General features: G+C 56.0%; 17 protein-coding genes, 1 tRNA gene and 1 pseudogene. 10 read left to right on the forward strand and 9 right to left on the reverse strand.

Annotated features, from left to right (window positions below; all coding sequences use genetic code 11):
* Positions 1–68 precede the first annotated feature (68 nt).
* The 3 genes from ACIQ5B_RS00890 to ACIQ5B_RS00900 all read right to left on the reverse strand — a co-directional run bounded on the left by ACIQ5B_RS00890 (position 69) and on the right by ACIQ5B_RS00900 (position 2,029).
* Positions 69–368, reverse strand: a complete 300-nt coding sequence (locus tag ACIQ5B_RS00890; RefSeq protein ID WP_397597362.1) for a hypothetical protein — start codon at positions 366–368, stop codon at positions 69–71.
* Positions 369–439: 71 nt separating this feature from the next.
* On the reverse strand, positions 440–1,153 hold the full coding sequence (locus ACIQ5B_RS00895; RefSeq protein ID WP_397597363.1) for an SIMPL domain-containing protein: 714 nt from the start codon (positions 1,151–1,153) through the stop codon (positions 440–442).
* Positions 1,154–1,180: 27 nt separating this feature from the next.
* Positions 1,181–2,029 (reverse strand): D-amino-acid transaminase, encoded by an 849-nt coding sequence (locus ACIQ5B_RS00900; RefSeq protein ID WP_397597364.1) that lies wholly within the window; start codon positions 2,027–2,029, stop codon positions 1,181–1,183.
* Between the two features lie 81 nt (positions 2,030–2,110).
* On the opposite strand from ACIQ5B_RS00900, the gene ACIQ5B_RS00905 reads away from it, so the two are divergent.
* Complete coding sequence (locus ACIQ5B_RS00905; protein WP_397597384.1) at positions 2,111–3,913, forward strand: ABC-F family ATP-binding cassette domain-containing protein; 1,803 nt, start codon at positions 2,111–2,113, stop codon at positions 3,911–3,913.
* Here ACIQ5B_RS00905 and ACIQ5B_RS00910 read toward each other — a convergent pair.
* The gene (locus ACIQ5B_RS00910) at positions 3,910–4,425 is read right to left on the reverse strand and encodes a DUF6456 domain-containing protein (protein WP_397597365.1); all 516 of its coding nucleotides are present in this window, start codon (positions 4,423–4,425) and stop codon (positions 3,910–3,912) included. The two genes, ACIQ5B_RS00905 and ACIQ5B_RS00910, sit on opposite strands and share 4 nt — an antisense overlap.
* Before the next feature lie 87 nt (positions 4,426–4,512).
* Here ACIQ5B_RS00910 and ACIQ5B_RS00915 point away from each other — a divergent pair, with 87 nt between their 5' ends.
* Complete coding sequence (locus tag ACIQ5B_RS00915; RefSeq protein WP_395628480.1) at positions 4,513–5,076, forward strand: helix-turn-helix domain-containing protein; 564 nt, start codon at positions 4,513–4,515, stop codon at positions 5,074–5,076.
* Between the two features lie 89 nt (positions 5,077–5,165).
* Here the strand turns inward: ACIQ5B_RS00915 and secF are convergent, their stop codons facing one another.
* The 3 genes from secF to yajC all read right to left on the reverse strand — a co-directional run bounded on the left by secF (position 5,166) and on the right by yajC (position 8,150).
* The gene (gene secF, locus ACIQ5B_RS00920) at positions 5,166–6,146 is read right to left on the reverse strand and encodes a protein translocase subunit SecF (protein ID WP_397597366.1); all 981 of its coding nucleotides are present in this window, start codon (positions 6,144–6,146) and stop codon (positions 5,166–5,168) included.
* 10 nt (positions 6,147–6,156) lie between these two features.
* The gene (gene secD, locus ACIQ5B_RS00925) at positions 6,157–7,755 is read right to left on the reverse strand and encodes a protein translocase subunit SecD (protein WP_397597367.1); all 1,599 of its coding nucleotides are present in this window, start codon (positions 7,753–7,755) and stop codon (positions 6,157–6,159) included.
* Positions 7,756–7,823: 68 nt separating this feature from the next.
* The gene (yajC, locus tag ACIQ5B_RS00930) at positions 7,824–8,150 is read right to left on the reverse strand and encodes a preprotein translocase subunit YajC (protein WP_397597368.1); all 327 of its coding nucleotides are present in this window, start codon (positions 8,148–8,150) and stop codon (positions 7,824–7,826) included.
* Between the two features lie 176 nt (positions 8,151–8,326).
* Between yajC and ACIQ5B_RS00935 the strand changes: the two genes are divergently transcribed.
* The 5 genes and pseudogenes from ACIQ5B_RS00935 to ACIQ5B_RS00955 form a co-directional block, all read left to right on the forward strand.
* Positions 8,327–8,403 (forward strand) — tRNA-Pro (locus ACIQ5B_RS00935).
* Positions 8,404–8,527: 124 nt separating this feature from the next.
* Positions 8,528–9,070 carry a glycoside hydrolase family 108 protein gene (locus ACIQ5B_RS00940; RefSeq protein ID WP_397597369.1) on the forward strand — a complete coding sequence of 181 codons (543 nt, stop codon included), beginning with the start codon at positions 8,528–8,530 and terminating at the stop codon, positions 9,068–9,070.
* A gap of 18 nt (positions 9,071–9,088) precedes the next feature.
* The gene (locus ACIQ5B_RS00945) at positions 9,089–9,502 is read left to right on the forward strand and encodes a holin family protein (RefSeq protein ID WP_397597370.1); all 414 of its coding nucleotides are present in this window, start codon (positions 9,089–9,091) and stop codon (positions 9,500–9,502) included.
* A 71-nt stretch (positions 9,503–9,573) separates the two neighbouring features.
* Positions 9,574–9,831 carry a hypothetical protein gene (locus ACIQ5B_RS00950; RefSeq protein ID WP_397597371.1) on the forward strand — a complete coding sequence of 86 codons (258 nt, stop codon included), beginning with the start codon at positions 9,574–9,576 and terminating at the stop codon, positions 9,829–9,831.
* A gap of 237 nt (positions 9,832–10,068) precedes the next feature.
* Positions 10,069–10,614 (forward strand): annotated as a pseudogene (locus ACIQ5B_RS00955) (alpha/beta hydrolase family protein); the annotation flags it as partial.
* A gap of 1,200 nt (positions 10,615–11,814) precedes the next feature.
* Here ACIQ5B_RS00955 and ACIQ5B_RS00960 read toward each other — a convergent pair.
* Both ACIQ5B_RS00960 and ACIQ5B_RS00965 read right to left on the reverse strand, forming a co-directional pair.
* Positions 11,815–12,900 carry a TIGR03032 family protein gene (locus tag ACIQ5B_RS00960; protein WP_397597372.1) on the reverse strand — a complete coding sequence of 362 codons (1,086 nt, stop codon included), beginning with the start codon at positions 12,898–12,900 and terminating at the stop codon, positions 11,815–11,817.
* Positions 12,897–18,212: a beta strand repeat-containing protein gene (locus tag ACIQ5B_RS00965; protein ID WP_397597373.1), complete on the reverse strand. Its 5,316-nt coding sequence runs from the start codon at positions 18,210–18,212 to the stop codon at positions 12,897–12,899. Before ACIQ5B_RS00965 ends, ACIQ5B_RS00960 begins: the two co-directional genes overlap by 4 nt.
* 827 nt (positions 18,213–19,039) lie before the next feature.
* Between ACIQ5B_RS00965 and ACIQ5B_RS00970 the strand changes: the two genes are divergently transcribed.
* The 3 genes from ACIQ5B_RS00970 to ACIQ5B_RS00980 are packed head-to-tail and all read left to right on the forward strand — an operon-like array spanning position 19,040 to position 21,129.
* Positions 19,040–20,398: a tyrosine-type recombinase/integrase gene (locus ACIQ5B_RS00970; protein WP_397597374.1), complete on the forward strand. Its 1,359-nt coding sequence runs from the start codon at positions 19,040–19,042 to the stop codon at positions 20,396–20,398.
* A complete protein-coding gene (locus tag ACIQ5B_RS00975; protein ID WP_397597375.1) occupies positions 20,395–20,892 on the forward strand; it encodes a hypothetical protein in 498 nt (165 codons plus the stop codon). The genes ACIQ5B_RS00970 and ACIQ5B_RS00975 overlap by 4 nt, the downstream gene beginning before the upstream one ends.
* 39 nt (positions 20,893–20,931) lie before the next feature.
* Complete coding sequence (locus tag ACIQ5B_RS00980) at positions 20,932–21,129, forward strand: helix-turn-helix transcriptional regulator (protein ID WP_397597376.1); 198 nt, start codon at positions 20,932–20,934, stop codon at positions 21,127–21,129.
* The last annotated feature ends 92 nt before the right edge of the window (positions 21,130–21,221 follow it).

Consider the following 21,221-nt stretch of genomic DNA (forward strand, 5'->3'; position numbering starts at 1 on the left):
CTGTCCCCTTATAGTGTCAAAATTTATGTCGGTATCGGGCTAGCAGATTCAAGTGCAGCCACAAAATCCTATCCGCGTTGGCGTAAAACGTTACCTGTTCGGGCATCTACGTCGACAAATATCACCCTGTCGCGGTTGATGAACTTCAGCCGGTAGACTTGCGCGCTGGGATCATATTCAGGACCCAGATATTGCATCCCGCGCATACGTGGCACGACGCTTGCCTCGATCTCGCGCAGCGATTTCACCTTTCCAGCCGCCATATCCTGACGTGCATCATCCTGTTCACCGCGCCGCGCATCGGCGGGAAAGGCCGTCAGCAACGCAATGGCCGAAAGCCCTGCGAAAATTGAAGTTCGGTTCAACATTCCTGCGCACTACCCCCATGGCATTGAACGTAAAATGAATGGGGCCGATCATCACAACCGGCCCGATAAGATTATTTCACCATTTCAAAGGTGAATGACATGCTTGCCGCGACGCTTAGCTCGCCCGGCGCAATCGGTGTCGACTTTTCAGATGCATCCATCGCGCGCAAGACCATGGGCCGTGGATAGCCACCGCCTTGGCTGTCGGTTTCTTCAACGCGCAAGACGCGGACATCATTGTAGCCAGCCTTTCTTGCAAGGTCTTTTGCGCGGTTCATCGCCGTTGTCCAAACCTTGTCACGGGCAGCGGCACGAAACGCACTGTCATCATCAATGCTGAATGTCGGACCATTGAAGCTTGTCGCCCCATCGACCGCAAGCGCATCCAGAAACGCGCCCAGTTTCTTCAAGTCGCGCAGTTTCGACGTCACCATGTTCGAAGCCTGATAGCCTTTGAAAATTTGCTGCCCATCGCGATAGTCAAATTGCTGATTGAGGCTAATCTGCGTGGTTTGAATATCGCGTTCGGCAATGCCCAATTTCTTCAACCGCGCGACAACAGAAGCCATTTGCACATTATTCGCCCGAACCGCCTCGGTCGCCGTTGGTGCCATAGTTTGGACGCCGGTTGAAAAGGTGGCGATATCTGGCTTTGTGTCTACAGATTCGGTGATTGTCAGATCAATGACGGGGTTGGCGGCAGTTATATTGACCTGTGTGGCCATCGCTTCGCCCGACGCCAACCCTGTGGTTGCGAGCAACGCGGCAAAAATCATTATACGCATAAGATGCTCCTATATGATGCCACCCACTTATATGGCGGTTTGGCGTGCCCAATCGATATAGGCTTGGCGAAGCTGAACGGTTGCCGAACCGGGCGTTCCATCACCGATGGTTTTGCCGTTGATTTCCACCACCGGCATCACAAAGCCTGATGCCGACGAAACAAATGCTTCCGCCGCCTGTTCCGCCTCTGCGACCGAAAACGCCCGCTCTTCGATTGTTTGCGCAACCAATGGCAAAACCGCGGCACGGGTAATGCCATGCAGGATGTCGCGGTTCAGCGGGTGCGTCACCAGCATGCCATCATGCGTAATGATATGTGCGTTTTGCGCGGTCCCCTCAGTCACGACGCCGCCACGTTCCATCCACGCGTCATCAACCCCGCGGGCAATCGCCTCGTTTTTCATCAGCGACGCGTAGAGCAATTGCGTGGTTTTGATATCGGCCCTGCCCCAGCGCAGATCGGGCAAGGTCACGACACGAATGCCGCGCTTGGCCAATGGCGTGTCCGCCAATGACCGGCTTTGGCTAAAGGCCAGAACGGTCGGCGCTGTCCCTTCCGGCGGGAAGACAAAATCGCGATCAGTCGGCGCACCGCGCGTGACTTGCCAATAGATCATGCCTTCCTCGACAGCATTGCGCGCGACAAGTTCGCGGCAAATCGTGAGCCATGACGCCGCATCAGGCGCGCCTTTAATGCCCAGTTCGCCAAGCGAGCGGGCCAGTCGCTGCACATGGCCGTCAAAATCCACGAGCTTGCCGCCCAGTACCGAGACAACTTCGTAGACAGAGTCAGAGAACAAAAAGCCCCGGTCAAACACGGAGACTTTGCCATCGGTTTCGGGAACATATGCCCCGTTGAGATAAATATTGCGCATATGACGTCTGTGCTGGAAGCGCCGCTAATCGTCAACATCGACATTGTCATTCCCGTTGCGACCCCCTATCCGCCAGCGCATATGTCTCAACCCCCAATCTTCGCATTCGAAAATCTCGCGCTACAGCAAGGTGGCGGCTGGCTGTTTCAGGATATCGACCTGTTTATTGGCGCACGCGACAGGCTCGCGCTGATTGGCCGCAATGGCGCGGGCAAAACAACGTTGATGAAATTGGTCGCGGGCTCGGTCGAGGCGGACAAAGGCAATCGCGTTGTCGTTCCCGGCACAAATATCGTCATGCTGGAACAAGACCCAGACGTGACATCGTTCGATCGGCTCGTCGATTTTGCCATTCATGGCGAAAAAGGCCCGCCCGAATATGCGGTGCGCGCCATTGCGGACCAGTTGGGCATTAACCTGGACCGCGAAGCCAAAACCGCAAGCGGCGGTGAGAAACGGCGCGCTGCGATTTGCCGCGCATTGGCCAGCGAACCCGATTTGCTGTTGCTTGACGAGCCGACCAACCATTTGGACCTCGCCGCGATTGAATGGCTGGAGGATTGGCTGACGCGCTATCGCGGCGCCTTCATGGTTATCAGCCATGACCGGACGTTTTTAACGCGTCTGACGCGGCAGACATTCTGGTTGGACCGTGGCCTGTTGCGCCGCAATGAGATTGGCTTTGGCGGTTATGATGCGTGGACCGAGCGGGTCTATGCCGAAGATGCGCGCAATGCGGACCGGCTTGATGCCAAGCTGAAGATCGAAGCACATTGGCTTGAGCGCGGCGTCACTGCGCGGCGTAAGCGCAATCAGGGACGGCTCGCGAAGCTGTGGGAAATGCGGGCCGCACGCGCCGCAATGATCGGCCCGCAAGGCACCGCCAAACTTGCCGCCTCAAGCGACGATAGCAAAACCAAGACCGTTATCAGCGCAGAAGGCATCGGCAAAAGCTTTGGCGACCGGACGATTATCAAGGATTTCACGCTACGTATCCAGCGCGGCGACCGCATCGGCATCGTCGGCGCAAACGGCACCGGCAAAACAACCTTAATCCGTATCCTGACCGGTGAAACACAACCCGACAGCGGCAGTATCACGCTATCGCCAACGTTGACCGGTATCGTCATCGATCAGCAGCGCAAATTGCTGACCCCCGAAAAGCGCGTGCGCGATGTACTCGCCGATGGCAGCGACTGGATTGATGTGCGCGGCGTGCGCAAACATGTTCAGGGTTATCTGAAAGAGTTTCTGTTTGACCCGGCATTGATTGAGGCGCGGATCGGCTCGCTATCGGGTGGCGAACAATCGCGCATTTTGCTGGCGCGCGAATTCGCGCGTGAGGCCAATTTGCTGGTGCTGGACGAACCCACAAATGACCTCGACCTTGAAACGTTGGATCTGCTGCAGGAAGTCATTGCCGATTATGACGGCACAGTGCTGATCGTCAGCCACGACCGTGATTTCCTTGACCGAACGGTGACGCTCACCCTTGGCCTTGATGGATCAGGGCATGTCGACATCATTGCCGGCGGTTATGCCGATTGGGAAGCCAAGCGGGACAAGCGCGACAAACCCGCAGCGAAAAAGGCAGACAAACCCGCCCCGCGGCCAGACGTAAGCAGCGACACCGCGCCGGCCAAACGGGTTAAGCTGACCTACAAAGACCAGCGCGATTATGATCTGCTGCCCAGCCGCATTGCCGAGATCGATGCCGAGGTTGCAGCCGCCGAAAAGGAAATGGGTGAACCCACCCTCTACACAAAAAACCCGGCGCGATTTGCCGAACTGACGGCCAAGACCGAAAAGCTGCGCGCCGAAAAGGACGCGGCGGAGGAGCGTTGGTTAGAGTTGGCCATGATGGTTGAGGAAGCCGCGACCTAACCCGCTATCCGGTAGAAGGTCACAAGCCGGTCGAGCGCAATTTTCAACACGAGCTTTCCGGACCGCACCGGCCATGACATCTCACGTTCTGCCGAAGGCATGCTTTCGCCCACGCAGATAACCCGCCACGCAATGTCCGACAAGTCAGGGCCAAGCGCGAACAAGGCGTTGTCGAAACGCGCCTTTGCGCTCATCATCCGCTCGTTCCGGTTTAAGCCAGATGGCGCGGCGCGTTTTTGGCGGCCGATCGGAATATTTTCCCACGACATGGTGACATGCGGACCAAGCGCAGCCGATTCATAATCGCGGCGCAAGGTTTCCCCGGCCAACATCTGCCGGTCCGACAAGTGGCCACGCGCATGCAACCACGAAAGCGGTGATTCCGCGAGATTCACGGTCACCGTGCGGCGGGCTTTCGTATTTCGCGGCACCGGCCCGCTTTCGCGCAAGCCCCGCTCGGCCAATAGCCGTGGATCAGGCAGGTTACGTTTTGCATGGGACTTTGAGGGCATATCTATTCTCCGCTTAATCAGCGAATCACCCTTGCCATGTGGTAAATATTGTAGGAAAGAAAAACCTATCTGGTGATGGAGTATTTTATGCAAAGCCGAATTCGTGATGTGCGCAGGGCCAAGGGGATGACGCTCGCCGATGTGGCGGAACGCTGCAAACCCGCAACGACGGCGCAGACCATTGGACGGTTGGAGACGGGTACGCGGGTGCTGTCGCTGATATGGATTAACCGCATTGCAGACGCCTTGGGCGTTGAATCGAGCGATTTGGTGGCCCTGCCCGACCAGCAATATTTGCCTGTAGCAGCCATCTTAAGCGAGGACGGCACACATGCGCCGACCAAGGAAGAGCGCATCATGGTGCCAAATGTGGGCGGGACGATGGTCGGCCTGCGTATTGCCGCGGCAACGGGCGAATATCGCCGTGGTGACGAATTATGGCTTGAGCAAATTCAGCCTGACGCTTTTGGATCGGCGCTCAATCTGGACGTTTTGGTTCCACGCCCCGGTGGCCGTTTCCTCTTTGGCCGACTGCTGGGCCGCGAGGCAGGCAAGCTGCACCTGCTGCCGCTTGAGGCGGGAGCACGGCAGCAAGTCGTCGCAGACCCGGCGTGGATTGCGAAAGCCGTACGGCTCGTGCGCAAGCTGTAGCGCGTTTGGTGCGGATATCACCGCGAACGCGCAGGCATTCTCCTAAAAAAGAATGCCTGCGCGTTAGCCGAATTTCACGGACGTCAGGTTTAAGATTCAAAACCTTCGATGATGCGCTCGGCCTTTGAACCGGCTTCTTCGGTCGGCACAAAGCTGTGCGAACCAACCTTCAGCCAGATGAGGATTGGCGCAGCCTGATAAATCGACGAATATGTTCCAACGACAATACCAAACGCCATCGCGGCGCTGAACCCGAAGATAACATCTGGACCGAACAGCACCAGAATGATCAACGGCAGCGAGATCGACACGCTGGTCATGACCGTGCGCGACAATGTTTCGTTCACCGAAAGGTTCAACAGGGACGCCATTTCCATCTTGCGGAACTTCATCAGATTTTCGCGAATACGGTCATAGACAACCACGGTATCGTTCAACGAATAACCGATGATCGTCAGCAGTGCCGCGATGATGTTCAGGTCGAATTCCCAACCCGTCAGCGCGAACAGGCCGAAGGTGAGCGTTACGTCGTGGACAAGCGACCAGATGGCGCCCACGCCGAACTGCCATTCAAACCGGAACCAGATATAAATCGATACGCCAGCCATAGCTGCAAGCAGCGCGAGGATACCTTTGCTGAACAATTCCTCCGACACCTTACCGGACACCGAATCCACGCCGTCAATACGGACGTCGGGGTGGCCCGCTTTCAAGGTTTCGGTGATCTTGGTCGCCATGGCATTGGCAAGCTCAGGATTCTTGTCTGCGCCTTCCGGCAATTTCATGCGGATCGAAACCTGATTTTCCGCACCAAAACGCTGAATGGTCGGATCGCCATAGCCGAGCTGTGCTACGGTCTCACGCAATTCAGTGACCGGTGCGGCGGCGCTTTGCGTAAATGTCGCGCGGATCATTTGGCCGCCGATAAAATCGACACCAAAGTTCAGGCCCTTTGTGGCCACCAAACCAACCGACGCGACCATGAGCAACAGGCTGATGCCAAAGGCCCAGCTGCGCCATTTCAGAAAATCGATATTGGTATCGTCAGGAACGAGTTTGAGCAGTTTCATGTCTATATCCTCAAATCGTCAGGTCATGGGGACGCGTGCGCTTCACCCAGCGTGAGACCCACATGCGCGTGATGGTAACCGCGGTGAAAACCGATGTGACGATCCCGATCATCAATACCACTGCGAAACCGCGAATGGGTCCGGAGCCAAAGATGAACAGCAATACCGCCGCAATGACGTTGGTGCTGTTCGCGTCAAAAATGGCGCGACTGGCTTCTTTATAGCCAAATTCAATCGCCTGCACGACACGGCGGCCACGTTTCAATTCTTCGCGAATACGTTCGTTAATCAGCACGTTTGCGTCAACCGCCGCACCAATGGTCAGAACGAAGCCGGCGATGCCCGGCAGGGTCAGCGTTGCATTGGCAAATGCCATGACGCCAAGGATCATCGCGACGTTGATGAGCAACGCGACATTGGCATACATGCCGAACCGGCCATATACGAGGAACATCAGCACCAGAATTGCAGTGGTGCCGATAACCGCAGCCAAAATGCCGCGGCGAATGGAGTCTGCACCCAAATCCGGGCCAACCGAGCGTTCCTCGACAATCTTCAGGTCAACAGGCAATGCGCCGGACCGCAGCGAGATGGAAAGCGCGTTCGCACTTTCGGTCGTGAAGCTTCCAGAAATTTGGGAGACACCGCCAAAAATGGGTTCGCGAATTTGTGGTGCCGAAATCACCTGTCCGTCCAATATGATGGCGAACAGCTTGTTAACATTCTGCTGCGTCATACGAGCAAATTTCTGCCCGCCTTCGCTATCGAACTGAATGGTGACCGCAGGCTCATTTGTCTGCGGGTCAAATGTCGGATCAGCCTTCACCAGCTTGTCGCCGGAAATGCCGCCCAACCGGCGCACGGCAATGTACGGCAGACCGGAGGGGTTATCGGGATAGGGCAGAACCTGGCTGCCAACGCGGGCCTTGCCTTGTGCGGTCTGGTCAGGGTCGGCTTGTTCGTCGACAAGTTTGAATTCAAGCTTCGCCGTCTTACCAATCAAGGCCTTCAGCGCCTCGGGATCATCCAATCCGGGGACCTGAACGACGATTCGATTTTCACCCTGACGGATGATCGTAGGCTCAAGCGTACCTAACGCGTTAATGCGGCGATCGATAACATCCTTCGCTGTATCCATCGCTTGATCGAGTGCCGTTTCGTCGCCTGCGCCCGCTGGTGTCAGGATCATGCGGTTGCCGTCATTCACGCCAATGTTCCAGTCGCGGCCGCCGGTCGCATTGCTGGTCAGCGGCAGCAAAGCTTCACGGGCTGCGTCGATTTGTGCGGGGCTGTCGACCGTAAAACTCAATTGCCCGTTGGCGCGCGACACATCCGAAATCGCAATCCGCGGATCGGCGCGGCGCATTGCCGTTCTGACGCTATCTTCCAAAGCTTCCAACCGTGTTTCGGCAAGTTGCGCGGTGTCCGCCTCAAGCAGAATGTGGCTACCGCCCGCAAGGTCGAGACCAAGGTTGATGGTCGGCGTCGGCACAAATTGCGCGAGCTGCGCCCTGATGTGGGTAGGCAGCAAGCTTGGAATAGCAAAAAGCACACCCAAAATAATCAGGGTGTTGAGCATCCATACGCGCCAACGGGGGAAATCAAGCATAAGCTGGGTCCGAACGAACTGGAAAAACGGAATTTGGGGTCGACAGAACTTCTGTTCAACCCCGGCGATTAATCGTTAGCCGCTTTGGCGCCGCGCGGCTGGACATTGGCGATGGTGGACTTAACCACCTTTACCCGCACATTTGACGCGATTTCGACTTCGACATAGTCATCAGCAACTTTCGTCACCTTGCCCATCAAGCCACCTCCAGTGATGACGTCATCATTCTTCTGCACCGCGTTGATTTTCGCCTCATGCTCCTTGGCGCGCTTTTGCTGCGGGCGAATGAGAAACATGTAGAAAACGACGAAGATCAAAAGCAGTGGGAACAGCTGCACAAAAAATGCCGAACCACCCGCGCCACCAGCTGCAGCGCTCAAGATAACAAACTCCATCGGAAACCTCACATTTTAAAAAAGGCGCCCAATGCAGGCGCGGTCCTGAACAATCGGGCGCGATTATCACCTGCACCCAGCTGACGCAACGTCAAAGCGTCCAAACCGCGCTTGCTTTTAGGAAACCAGCGCCATATAGGCGCGCTTCCACTGGCCTCGGTGAGGTCTTTGGCGGTCGGGACGTAGCGCAGCCTGGTAGCGCATCACACTGGGGGTGTGGGGGTCGCAGGTTCGAATCCTGTCGTCCCGACCAATTTTCCCAAGAAAATTTGCATCAAATAAGCCGCAACGCGCCAGCGCTGCGGCTTTGTGTTTTTCACTTTCCTACAAATAACCATATTGGTTATCATTGTTGCGAAAGTGAGGACTCGACGACAATGAAACATATTGACGAGCTGATTGATGACCTGATTGCCCGTGAAGGCGACTATGTAAATCATCCGGCGGACAGAGGCGGCCCGACCCGCTGGGGCATTACCGAGGCGGTGGCGCGTCAGCACGGCTATCATGACAAGATGAGCCAGCTTCCCCGGACCGAAGCAGCAGCCATGTACAAACGCATATATTGGCATGCCCCCGGCTTTGCCGATGTCGCAGCAATTGCGCCAAATTTGGCGGCAGAATTGTTTGATACCGGCGTCAATATGGGCACCGGAACGGCCACCGGCTTTCTGCAACGCGCGTTGAACGCATTGAACCGGAATGGGCGCGACTATGCGGATATTGCGGTGGATCGCAAAATGGGTGCGGCAACTTTGTCGGCGCTGTCTGCCTTTTTCGACACACGTGGACGGGCTGCAGAAAATGTTCTGCTGAAGGCAATGGATGCGCTGCAGGGTGCCCATTATGTCCGGCTGGCGGAGGCGCGGCCATCGCAGGAAGCTTTTCTGTATGGCTGGCTATCGAACCGTATTGGATAAATCAAAAAGGATTTCATTATGGCATTTGTTGACGGATTAATTGGGCCAATTGCCAGCATCATCGACAAAATCATTCCCGATCCGAAGGCGCGCGATACCGCCAAGCTTGAACTGTTGAAACTGCAGGGCAGTCAGGAGCTTGAGAATATAAGGACACAGCTGTCGGGTATCTTGGCCGAAGCGCAATCGGCGGACCCATGGACAAGCAGAGCGCGGCCAAGCTTTTTATACGTCATGTATGCCATGCTGCTGTGGGCTATTCCGATGGGGGTGATTTCCGCCATCCAGCCCGAAACCGCCGCCAACATCGCGGCGGGCATGAATGCCTATCTCAACGGCCTGCCAGAGCCATTATATGCGCTATTTGGTACAGGCTATCTTGGTTACACCGTCGCGCGCCAATGGGGCATTTCGCGGGGCACGGAAAAATAGTTGCGTATGACGGCCTTCATCCGTTACGCCTTACTACCCACTCGTAATGCATGGGACTGAGGAGAACCAATATGAAGAAAGTTGTCGCAACTGTTGCCGCTCTCGCGTTCACAATTTCGCTCGCTGCATGCGGCGAAGCTGGCGAAAAGGCAGCTGAAGAAACCGCAGAAGCAGCCGAAGCAACGGGCGAAGCTGTTGAAGCTGGCGCAGAAAATGCCATGACCGCCGCTGAAGGCGCAGCCGACGCCACTGCAGACGCAGCAGGCGAAGCCGCCGATGCAACCGCGGATGCCGCTGATAATGCAATGAAGGAAGAAGAAGACAAGTAAGAGTCTTTTTCCTGAATACACATTAAGCCCGCCCTGCCCTGTGCAGCGGCGGGCTTTTTTGTATCATTTTACCTTTTGCGAAGTCGGGAAATAAGGACGCCCGGGTTCTTGCGGGGTCTAAACCATGTTGCCGCGCCAGCGCATCGCGAACATTTGCATCGCAAACAGCGTCGACATACAGTCTGAAAAAGCACGTTCGGGCGGGGGGTATTGCGAGTGTCAGTCACAGATGAAAATATGGCTGGTGCCATAAGCACAAAACCGCGTTGGTGGTTGATCCTGATTGGATTGGCTATCGTTCTGGCAGGGGCGGTTCTCGCCCAAAGCGTCCGAACGACAGATGGCACAATCGTGCGCGATGTACGGTTTAAAGGTACCAATGGGACAGTCATGAGCGCTTTGCTCTACGTCCCCAAAAATGCCACGCCAGCGACACCAGCGCCGGGCATTCTTGCCGTCCACGGTTACATTAACTCCCGCGAGACGCAGGACGGTTTTGCGATTGAATTTGCCCGCCGGGGCTATGTGGTTTTGTCCCTTGATCAGACCGGGCATGGCTACAGTCAGGGGCCTGCATTCTCAAATGGCTTTGGCGGCCCGGATGGTTTGAAATATTTGCGTTCCTTGCCGATGGTCGATGTTGATCAAATAGGGCTGGAAGGACACAGCATGGGCGGCTGGACAGTGCTTGCTGCGGCCGCGGCCATGCCCAACGCTTATACGTCAATGGTTCTGGAGGGGTCATCAACGGGCGCGCCTTTCGCTCTGGAAGGATCGCCCAATTGGCCACGCAATGCCGCGGTGGTTTTCAGCCGCTATGACGAGTTTTCGAACTTGATGTGGGGCGTTTCCCGTGCGCAGGATGTGGCGACAAGCAGCAAGCTGCAAACATTGTTTGGCACGCAAGCGCCTGTTGTCGAAAACCGTTTATATGGCAGCGTTGCGGACGGGACCGCGCGCAAGCTTTATCAGCCGGCAACAACCCATCCGGGCGACCATGCATCCACGGCGGCCATTGGGCACGCGATTGATTGGTTTGGCACCACGCTAACCGGTGGCACGCCCAGGCCGGCAAGCGATCAAATTTGGTATTGGAAAGAATTTGGCACGGGCATCGGCCTTGTCGGTTTTGTGATGATCATGCTCGGCGCGTTTGATGCGCTTGTCCGATTGCCCCTATTCGCGTCGGTGAAAGGCACAGCGGTCCCTGCCGCGGCAGAACGCGATGGCGCGTGGTGGAAAGGCTTCGCGTTCAGCACCGTGCTTCCTGCTCTGTTATTCTTTCCGACGTTCATCGCCGCCTATCTTCTTCTTCCGGCATCGCAATGGCTTCCACAAGCGGTGACGACGCAGATTACACTTTGGGCTGTGACCAGCGCCGGCGTGAGCCTTTTGATCGGTCGCATGATGGGACGCCGCATTGCCACGCATCCATCCAACTGGTTTAAATCCATTTTGTTGGCTCTGGCGACCGTCGCGGCTGGCTATGCCGCGCTCTTGCTCGTCGATATACTGTTCATGACCGATTTCCGGCTTTGGGTAGTAGCGGTCAAGTTGCCAAGCGCCAGCCAATGGGGCATTGCCGCGATCTACGTTGTGCCGATTACCCTCGCCTTTCTGATAACAACGAAATCACTGGCCAATGCCACCGTTCGCAGCGACAGCGCCGGGCGTCGTTATCTGGCGGCAATATGCACACTCACGACGGGCTTCATACTGTTGTTGAGCGTCATTTACGGCCTGCTGTTCATGACCGGTTCGTTGATTACCGCATTTGATCCGCTCAGCACCGTCATCGCGATCCAGTTCGTGCCCGTGCTGATTGCCATCGCCATCATCGCGACATTCACGTGGCAACGCACGGGCAGCTATCGTTCGGGCGGGCTGATAGCCGGAATTTTGGTGACGCTTTACGCCGTTGCGGGAACAGCGACGCAAATCTGATTTGGTCTCCACCGGCTGGCGGTAGGCAACGACTGACGTCTAACCCGCGTGGGTGACGAACTTGATGATTTCGGGTGCGTTGGGTCCGATGGACATGGGGCATGCATGGCCGGTGATGACCGCGACGTCAAAGATCTCTTTGACCGCGCCATCGATGCGGAACCATTCGGCGCAGGTCCCTTTGGCCAGATCAATGATCTGGATGCCGCACCATGGTTCGCTGTCGGCGTCTTTCAACTTCTGATCGAGGGCCAGCCCTTCAAAGCGTTTGTAGCGCGGTTTGGACAGGCCGATATAGGCAAAGCCGTTGCGGATGGTGAGACCGCGGGCAAAGCCGGGGCAGAACACCCGTGGCACGAACGTGCCCTTGCCCTTCGCTGCGCCTTCCACAACGCCAAGCTCGCCCGTGCCAGAGTTGAGCACCCATAGCTCCCCATTGTGCAGCCGCGGGGAGTGCGGCATGGAAAGCCCTTCACAAATGACCTTGTTCTTGCGCACATCGATGATCACACCGCCATCATGCCGCCGGTCGCGCCAGCCATCGATGGTGTCCGAACGGCTCACAGCAGTCACATAGGCAGGCTCGCCATCATCCATCGCCAGTCCGTTCAAGTGGCAGCGATCTTCGTCGACCAAGGCCGAGATAAAAGATGGCCGCCACAGTTCCCGAAAGCTGTGCCGCGGATCGGTCGTTGCCAAGCAGTTATAGCGCGTATTGACAAAGATGGGCTGCCCATCGCGGCCAATGCCAATGTCATGCGCATCCAGCTCACCGGTAAAATGCGTTTCACGGGCGACATAGCAGGCATCAAACTGAACATTGACCCGTTGCTCAGGCTCCAACCCGTTTTTGAACCGCATGATTTGATAGCCAGCGGACAAGGTGAAGGCATTTTCATCCTCCACCCAAATCCCCATCGGCTTGTCCATCGCAGACTGGTGCAAATGCCCGCCGCCCGTGGTGGTGTGCCCGAGCATATACAACAGCCCTGATTGATAGGACGAGAACATCAAAGCGGCGCGTTGCGCAGCCAGATGCCGGACAAGACCATCCGACTGGCTGAACGTGGTTACGTCTTCCTGCGCCGCAGCAGGGGGTTCAACCTTCGGGTTGCTATCTGTCAAAATGCATACCTTATTGTTGCACGCGCACCATGACTGCGGCTGTTTTTGCCCGCTATTGCGTTGTATCCAATACCGAACATCATATGTGACGACAAGCGGAAGCTTGCTTGCGTGTCCAAAGTCACGGCGTTGCGATCAAACGCTGCGCTGTGCACTTCATATGGCGTGTCGATCAACGAGAGCCTCAAATTGGTCGGCGCTGACAGATCGCCGCTGGTCCGTTGCCAGCCAATAGACGCGTTCAACGTCATATTGGCACTTGCATGCGCACCGCGGACACCAGCCCCGGTCATCGTCAGGCTGTTGCTTTGCTTGTCGCCATGCAACGCGGCGCTGCCACCTGTTTCAGCAAAGGCTTTGCTGTCCAACTCCACCCGTGCAATCCGCGCAAAGGGTTCAATGCGCGTATTGGCAGAGCCTGCAAAATCATAAGATGCTTCGGCAAAATATTGCAGCGATGTGCTTTTTGTTTTGCCGACCAGTGCCTGCGCAAAGGTTGGTACCGTAATCGCACGGTTGCCCAAAGCATTGTTGCTTGCAAAGCCAGCACCAAAGCCGACAGCAAAGCCCGATGTATCGCGCCTATACCCTGCATAGACCGTAGCGCCCAAGCTTTCGATGTCCGATTGCCCGAAAGAATAGAGATTTACATCGGTATTGCTCTGGCTGACCATGCCGCCAAGTTTGAAGCCGCCAGTGCTGACATCAATGCCGGCCAAAAGACCCGTTTGATCGGTTTTGTACCGGCTGCCTGTGTCGTCGCCTTTAACGGTGTTCCAGGTCCCTGCGGCACGCATCCAGACCCTGGTCAACGTATCGCCGTCATATTTGGATTCAGACGCCGTGTCCGCTGCATGAACGATATCATCGTTCAGTGCCGCAAATGCTGCATCGCGCACCACATGCGTGCCCTGCATCGCCGCTTGACGTTCGGCGCTGTACCGCTCGCCTGTGAACTGGCCAAGTGCCCCCGCCAGGTCCGCACCTTGCGTATACAGGTTCACAAACCGCTCCGGATTATAACCGGCCAAAACGGCGGTATCAAAAGCGGTGGCAAAGGCCAGCGCGTTGCCGCGCAACGTTCCGCCACTGACATCCACAAGAGAGTTGGGATCAAGCCGCAGTACAACCGAAGTCGCATCGTACATCAGCTTTGGCCGGAACTTCGGACCAAAATCACCCAAGCTACTGTTTGCAAACGTCCCGGTGAGCGTGTTCGCAGACACCAAAGTAAAGCGCTGGAAGAAGCTATATTGACCAGCAGATGGCGTAACGGTCAGGTTGCCTGCAAGATTTGCGGTTCCCGTGACCGTCACCATATCTGCACCCGACGGCGATACTTCGATCACCAGCAGCGAACCTGCCGCCAATGTCAGGTTCCCATTCACGGCAAGCGTACCAATCGAGTTACCCGGTGATACCGTCGAACCCGAATGTGTGATCAAAGACCCAACAGTACCATTTCCACCCAATGACGATCCGCTATGCAGCGTCGTTGTAGATCTTGCCAGCGACCCAACAGTGCCGCTTGCGCCTAATGACGATCCGTTTTGCAGCGTCAGCGTAGATATTGCCAACGACCCCGCTAGATTGAGACGGCCCCCCGTTACGGTTGTTGTACCCGTGAAGCTGTTAACGCCCGTCAGGGTCAACGTGCCAGCGCCGGTCTTGGTCAGTGAACCTGTGCCCGAGATTGCACCGGCAAAGCTTGCGTCGCTTGTCTGATCAAAAACCAAAGATGCGTTGTTGACGATATTGCCAGTACCAAAGCTTTGCGTGCTACCAATCAGGGTGCCCGACGTGATGGTGGTGCCGCCACTGAAGCTGTTGATGCCAGCAAGCGTTACCGCACCTGCGCCGGTCTTGGTCAGCGTACCTGTGCCTGATATCTGCGTCCCAAAGCTGCCCGCAGTGCCTTGATCAAACACAAGCGATGCGTTGTTGACGATATTACCTGTGCCAAAGCTTTGCGTGTTACCGATCAGGCTACCTGCCGAAATGGTCGTGCCACCACTGAAGCTGTTCGCCCCAGTCAGCCTTACCGCACCTGCACCAATCTTGGTCAGCGAACCTGTACCCGAGATCAGCGACCCAAAGCTTGTATCGGTTGCCTCATCAATCACCAAAGATGCGTTGTTGACGATAGCGCCAGTGCCGAAGCTTCGGCTGCTGCCAATCAGACTACCCGACGAGATCGTTGTCCCGCCACTGAAGCTGTTGATGCCAGCCAGCGTTACCGCGCCTGCGCCGGTCTTGGTCAGCGAACCTGTGCCCGAGATTGCGCCGGAAAGCGTGCCCGCAATGGTCTGGTTCAGCACAAGCGATGTGTTGTTGACGATAGGGCCGCGACCAAGGCTCTGGCTGCTACCGATCAGGGTGCCTGACGAGATGGTCGTCCCGCCACTGAAGCTGCTAACGCCCGTCAGGGTGAGCGTACCGCTACCGGTCTTGGTCAGCGAACCTGTACCCGATATCCCGCCGCCAAAACTGCCCGCAGTGCCTTGATCAAACACAAGCGATGCGTTGTTGACGATATTGCCAGTGCCAAGGGTTTGCGTATTACCAATCAGCCTGCCCTGCGAAATGGTCGTACCGCCACTGAAGCTGTTGTTGCCAGTCAAGGTCAACGAACCCGCGCCAGTCTTGGTCAGCGAACCTGTACCCGAGATCACCAGCCCAAAGCTTGAGTCGCTTGTCTGATTAAGCACCAAAGATGCGTTGTTGACGATATTGCCAGTACCAAAGCTTTGCGTATTACCAATCAGGGTGCCCTGCGAAATGGTCGTGCCGCCCGTCAAGCTGTTAACGCCAGCCAGCGTCACCGCGCCTGCGCCGGTCTTGGTCAGCGAACCTGTACCCGATATCACACCGGTAAAGCTTGCGTCGGTTGCCTGATCAAACACAAGCGACGCGTTGTTGACGATATTGCCAGTGCCAAAGCTTTGCGTGTTACCAATCAGGCTACCCGACGAAATGGTCGTGCCGCCTGTAAAGCTATTGATGCCAGCCAGAGTCACGGCACCTGCGCCGGTCTTGGTCAGCGTGCCTGCGCCGGAGATCGCGCCGCTGATGGCAAAATTGCCACCGCTGGCGTTCACATTCATGATTTCCCAATCACTTATCGCGCCAGCCACACCAGCATTGAGATTGAGTGTATCCACGAAGGAACCGGAACCACCGTCAAGCGCAGTCACGCCCGCCAGTGACGCGCCAGCCGCGATGTTGAGGGTGTCATTGCCCGCGCCCAATGAAATGCTTCCATTAACGACAGCGCCACTGTTGATCGTGACAACCGCGTTACCCCTGCCGTCGACGATAGCCGCACCAGATGTGGAACGGACACTGGACGTCGAAAGCAGGGTAATCGCGACTGCACTACCAGTATTTGAGCTCGTCTGGATAGCTGCGCCGGTCCCACCGCTAATCGCACCTGACGTTGTGACCGATAAGGTGCCCGTGCCAACGTTTCTGGCATAAATGCCTCTGCTATCGCCCGACACCGATGCAGTGGAGATCGTAAGATCGGTACCAATGTTAGCGGCAAAAACACCATCACCGCTTGTACCAGTAACCGTTCCGGTCGCGGTCACCGACAATGCGCCGGTACCACGGTTGTTTGCGTCGATACCGTATGTGGCACCCGTGACGTCACCGACAGTGATGTCCAGATTCTCTCCGGTGCTATCATTCATGGTGAATATGCCGCCCATAGTGGTGCCGGCAACTGGCCCCGTTGCGGTTACCGAAAGCGAACCCCTGCCATAGTTGCCGGCATCGATACCCGTGCCGCCTGAAACCGCAGCCGCGGCGATGGTCAGGCTGGTACCCGCAGAATAATTGCGGGCCCTTATGCCGTTGGTGGTTCCGGTCACGTTGCCCGTCGATGTTATCAAAAGCGCACCTGACCCACTGTTTTGCGCATTAATGCCATTGGCACCACCCGAGACCGATGCAGCCGTGATCGTAAGGCTCGTGCCCGAGTTGCGGGCATAGATACCATCTCCGCCTCTGCCGGTAACCGTTCCGGTGGCGGTCACCGAGAGCGAACCGCTGCCATTGTTGAGTGCATAAATACCCGCACTATTGCCCGACACCGATGCAGTAAAGACTGAAAGGCCGGTGCCCGAGTTAAGGGCAGCGACACCATAACCGCCTGTGCCGGTAACCGCGTCGGTGGCGGTCACCGACAATGCGCCGGTGCCAAGGTTGTTTGCGTAGATACCGTCTGCGGCGCCCGACACCGATGCAGTCGAGACCGTAAGACCGGTGCCAGAAGAAGAGTTGCGGGTGTCGATGCCATTGCCGCTTGTTCCGGTAACCGTTCCAGAGGACGTTACCGACAGTACGCCACGGCCATAGTTGCGGGCGAAGATACCATCTGTGGCACCCGTGACAGCCGCAACATTGACATCCAGATTCGTCGCGTAACTCCCGTTGAAGGCGTATATGCCTCGACCGGCGGTGCCGACAACTGGCCCGGTGGAGGCCACCGAGAGCGAACCAGTGCCGTTGTGGCGGGCACTGATACCAACGCGGCCTGAAACCGAAGCCGCGGCGATGGTCACGTTGGTGCCCGAATAACTGTGGGCGTAAACGCCATAACCGCCTGTGCCGGCAACCGTTCCGGTCGCGGTCACCGACAGTGCGCCGGTGCCACGATGGGTGACGACGATACCATCTGTGGCACCGGTCACATCCGCAGCACTGACGTCAAGATTCACCCCGGTGTTAATGTTAAAGGCATATATACCCATATCGGTAGTGCCGGTAACTGGCCCGGTTGCGGTGACCGAGATCGAACCGCTGCCATTGTTGATTGCCTCGATACCCGTGCTATTGCCTGAAACCGATTGAGCGGAGACCGTAAGGCCGGAGCCCCCATTACGGGCGTAAATGCCATGGCCGCCTTGGCCGGTAACCGTTCCGGTCACGGTCACCGACAGTGCGCCGGTGCCAATGTTGTCGGCGGAGATACCGTCTCTGGCACCCGTGACATCAACAGCATTGATGTCCAGACCCAACCCCCTGTTTCGGACCCTTATCCCATTATAGCCGGTGCCAGTCACCGTTCCGGTCGTGGTCACCGACAATGTGCCAGTGCCGTAGTTAACCGCCTCGATGCCGTTATCGCTACCCGACACATCGGTGGCGGTAATGGTCAGGTCAGTGCCAGGTGCATTGTTTTCGGCACTAATACCATCCCCGGCGGTTGCCGTTACAACGGTGGGCGCTGTGACCGTTAATGCACCGGGGCCGTTGCCGACCGCAACAATACCACCGGTTAAGCCGAACGCAGCCGGGGTCGTTGCCATTAGTACCCCGCCCCCCAACGCCAACCCCGCTGCCAAAGCAGCCAATGACGACCCGCCGGCTAACTTGCCGCCGATCTGATCATTTTTGCGATTCGCAGGTGACGCGTACAGTTTTACTCCGACGGATTTGGTGCGCATTCTCTACCCTTTATTATTTCATTATGGTTATAACATATCCAAGTGCATAATTCAGACCGCAATGTCCACACCGAAATTTGCATAAATTTACATTTCGCACTTGAATTATTAACTTTTTTTTAGGATTTTTAACATTTCACGTTAAATCCAATATGGTTGCATCTGTCCGCTGCTTATGCCGATAGGTCGCTGATTTGGGCCAATTTCCGGCCTGCCAGGATCTCATCAATTGCCGCGACGGCGATCACGCCGAGGCTATCAATTGCGCGCAAATGACATTATTATTGTCGGCCCAATTACCGACGGCGCGTAAGAGGCACATTCTTCTCGCGGCCATTCCACGCCCGCAAAGTTTATCTGCGCGTCTATTTATCCCGAATCAAAGTGGGTTATGAAAATATTCGGATTATCGAAGGGACGGCCAGCCTAGAGAATGCTGTCGGTACGATATTGACGGGGCAAATCCCCGTTCATGCATTGGTACGCATATGGTGCACCCAACTGGATTCGAACCAGTGGCCCCCAGATTAGGAATTTGAGAAAAACTCGCATACCTGCTGCACATTTTTTCTTTAAACCTCTATAATACGTTATTTTTGTAATCACCAATATTCACAAATCATCCTTGATATGATTCCATCTGATGCCTATCTGATGCCTACATCTCCTCTAGGTATCAGGCAAACACAATGGCCAAAGCTCCAATTACGAAGCGCACAGTTGACGCGGCCAAGGTGGCGCTGCGGGAATATGTCATTTGGGATGATGGCGGGAAGGACACCATCAAAGGCTTTGGCCTGAAAGTGACACCGGCGGGTGGCAAAGTGTATATTTACCAGTATCGCCTCGCTCGTCCTGGCATGGCTGACAAGACAGCCCCGCGCAAATACACAATCGGCAAGCACGGCAACCTTACCCCGGATCAGGCGCGAAACCGCGCCAAGGAATTGGCTGCGATGGTGGAAATGGGAATTGACCCCCGACAAGCCGAGTTAGACGCGATAGGCGCAAAGGACGAGGTCAAGCGCCAGGCAGAGAGTAAGGCCAAGCTAGAAAGCGAGCTTGTGTTCGAAAAGGTGGCAGAGCGCTGGCTCGAGCATTACGAAGCAGAAAAGGGTCGCCGCCCTCGCACTTTAGAACAAGCCCGCCATATCGTAAAAATGCGGCTAGAGCCTGCTTTAAAGGGCAAGCCTCTGCCCCACATCACGCGGGGAGATCTGCAAGGTATCATTGATGCAATTCCAATGAAACATCGCGCCAGCCGTCTAGCAGTCTATGCCTACTCATCCGTTCTGTTTCGCTGGGCGATGGAGCGTGGTGAGATCGCCGACAATCCCGTACGCTTGATGGCTAAGCCAAGCGCCCCAGAACCCCGCAAACGGGTACTTCACGACGATGAACTCGTAAAAGTATGGGAGGGCGTGGAAAGATTGCGTGATCCTTATCGGGCCTATTTCAAGCTGTTGATTTTAACCGGGCAACGGCGAGAGGAAGTGGCAGGCATGGTTTGGGCCGAACTAGATCGCGGCACATCCACTTGGACCATCCCCGGCAACCGAACCAAAAATGGCATGGCGCAAATCGTGCCCCTTGCCAGGACTGTGGTTGAAGAACTGGACCGGTTAGCGCTTGCGCTAAAGGTGAAGACAGAGTTGGATGAAATGGACCCCAAGCAATGGCCTAAGTTTGGCCCGGTTTTGACAACATACGGCAAAACCGTGATCAAATCCTACTCAAAGGCCAAGGCGGAACTAGACAACGCGATAGCCAAGACCTTTACCGAAGCAGGCTCACTTCAAGCTTGGCGCGTCCACGATCTTCGCCGAACATTGGCCACTGGCTTGCAACGCTTAGGAGTACGCTTTGAAGTTACCGAAGCCGTGCTCAACCATGTGTCTGGTGCACGCTCTGGTGTTGCAGGAATCTACCAGCGCCATGATTGGAAAGATGAAAAGCGAATTGCGCTTTCGGCGTGGGCCACTCATGTGCAGCGCCTCATTTCCGGTGCCATATCGAATAATGTCATTGAGTTGGGAGCACGAGCATGACCACACAACACTGTCCTGACGATGAACGGCTAGCCTTAGATGCTTTGGAAGCATTGCGTAACTTTGATTGGAATTCAAGGAAGCCATCTAGGGGGAAAGTAGATGTGATATGGCGGGCGATCGCAACGGGGTTGCTCTCAGATGAGGACACTGCGCGATGGGCCCAGCAAATAGCCAAAAATGTTGTTAAACACGTAATTGAAGACACTTCATCGGATCGCTCCGAGCGAGCCCTGAAAGCATTAAAGCTAACAGGCAAGGCAGAAGCGGGTTACTCTGAGCAGGTTGCACTAAGCGGCGCTTTAGCTGTTCAACGACTTGTTTCAGCACTGACTGGCAAGACCTTCGTTCCTCCAACACCAGCGGAAGCTGGGGACATTTTGCGCGCGCAGGGTAGTTACCAAGACATCAATAGGAAAGTAGGAAACGATCGAGCAAGGCGCGCGTTGAAAAACCTGCTCGCCAAATGGGTAGGACCCGCGCGCAAACGGTGATTACTGGTGACGGCCACTGCAACAAGGAGATGGCCAAAGATGAAACCTGAAGTTTTCACAACAATTGAAGCCGCAGCCTACACAAGGCTCGGAAAGCCGACGCTGGAGCGTTTTCGGATCACTGGGGATGGTCCCAGATATGCCAAACTAGGCGGCGCAGTTCGCTATCGCCGCTGCGACATCGACACTTGGCTCGAAAGCCGCTTGATCAACTCGACTAGCGCCAGCCGCCTTTAAAAAACACCCCCGGCTCTTTTGGAACCGAGGGCATAGAAATGTTTTGCAAGCCCCGTCTACACCAAACTGAGCTGGCTTTCAATGAAAGTCCG

Source organism: Sphingorhabdus sp. (genome assembly GCF_044374345.1).
Classification (GTDB): domain Bacteria; phylum Pseudomonadota; class Alphaproteobacteria; order Sphingomonadales; family Sphingomonadaceae; genus Sphingorhabdus_B.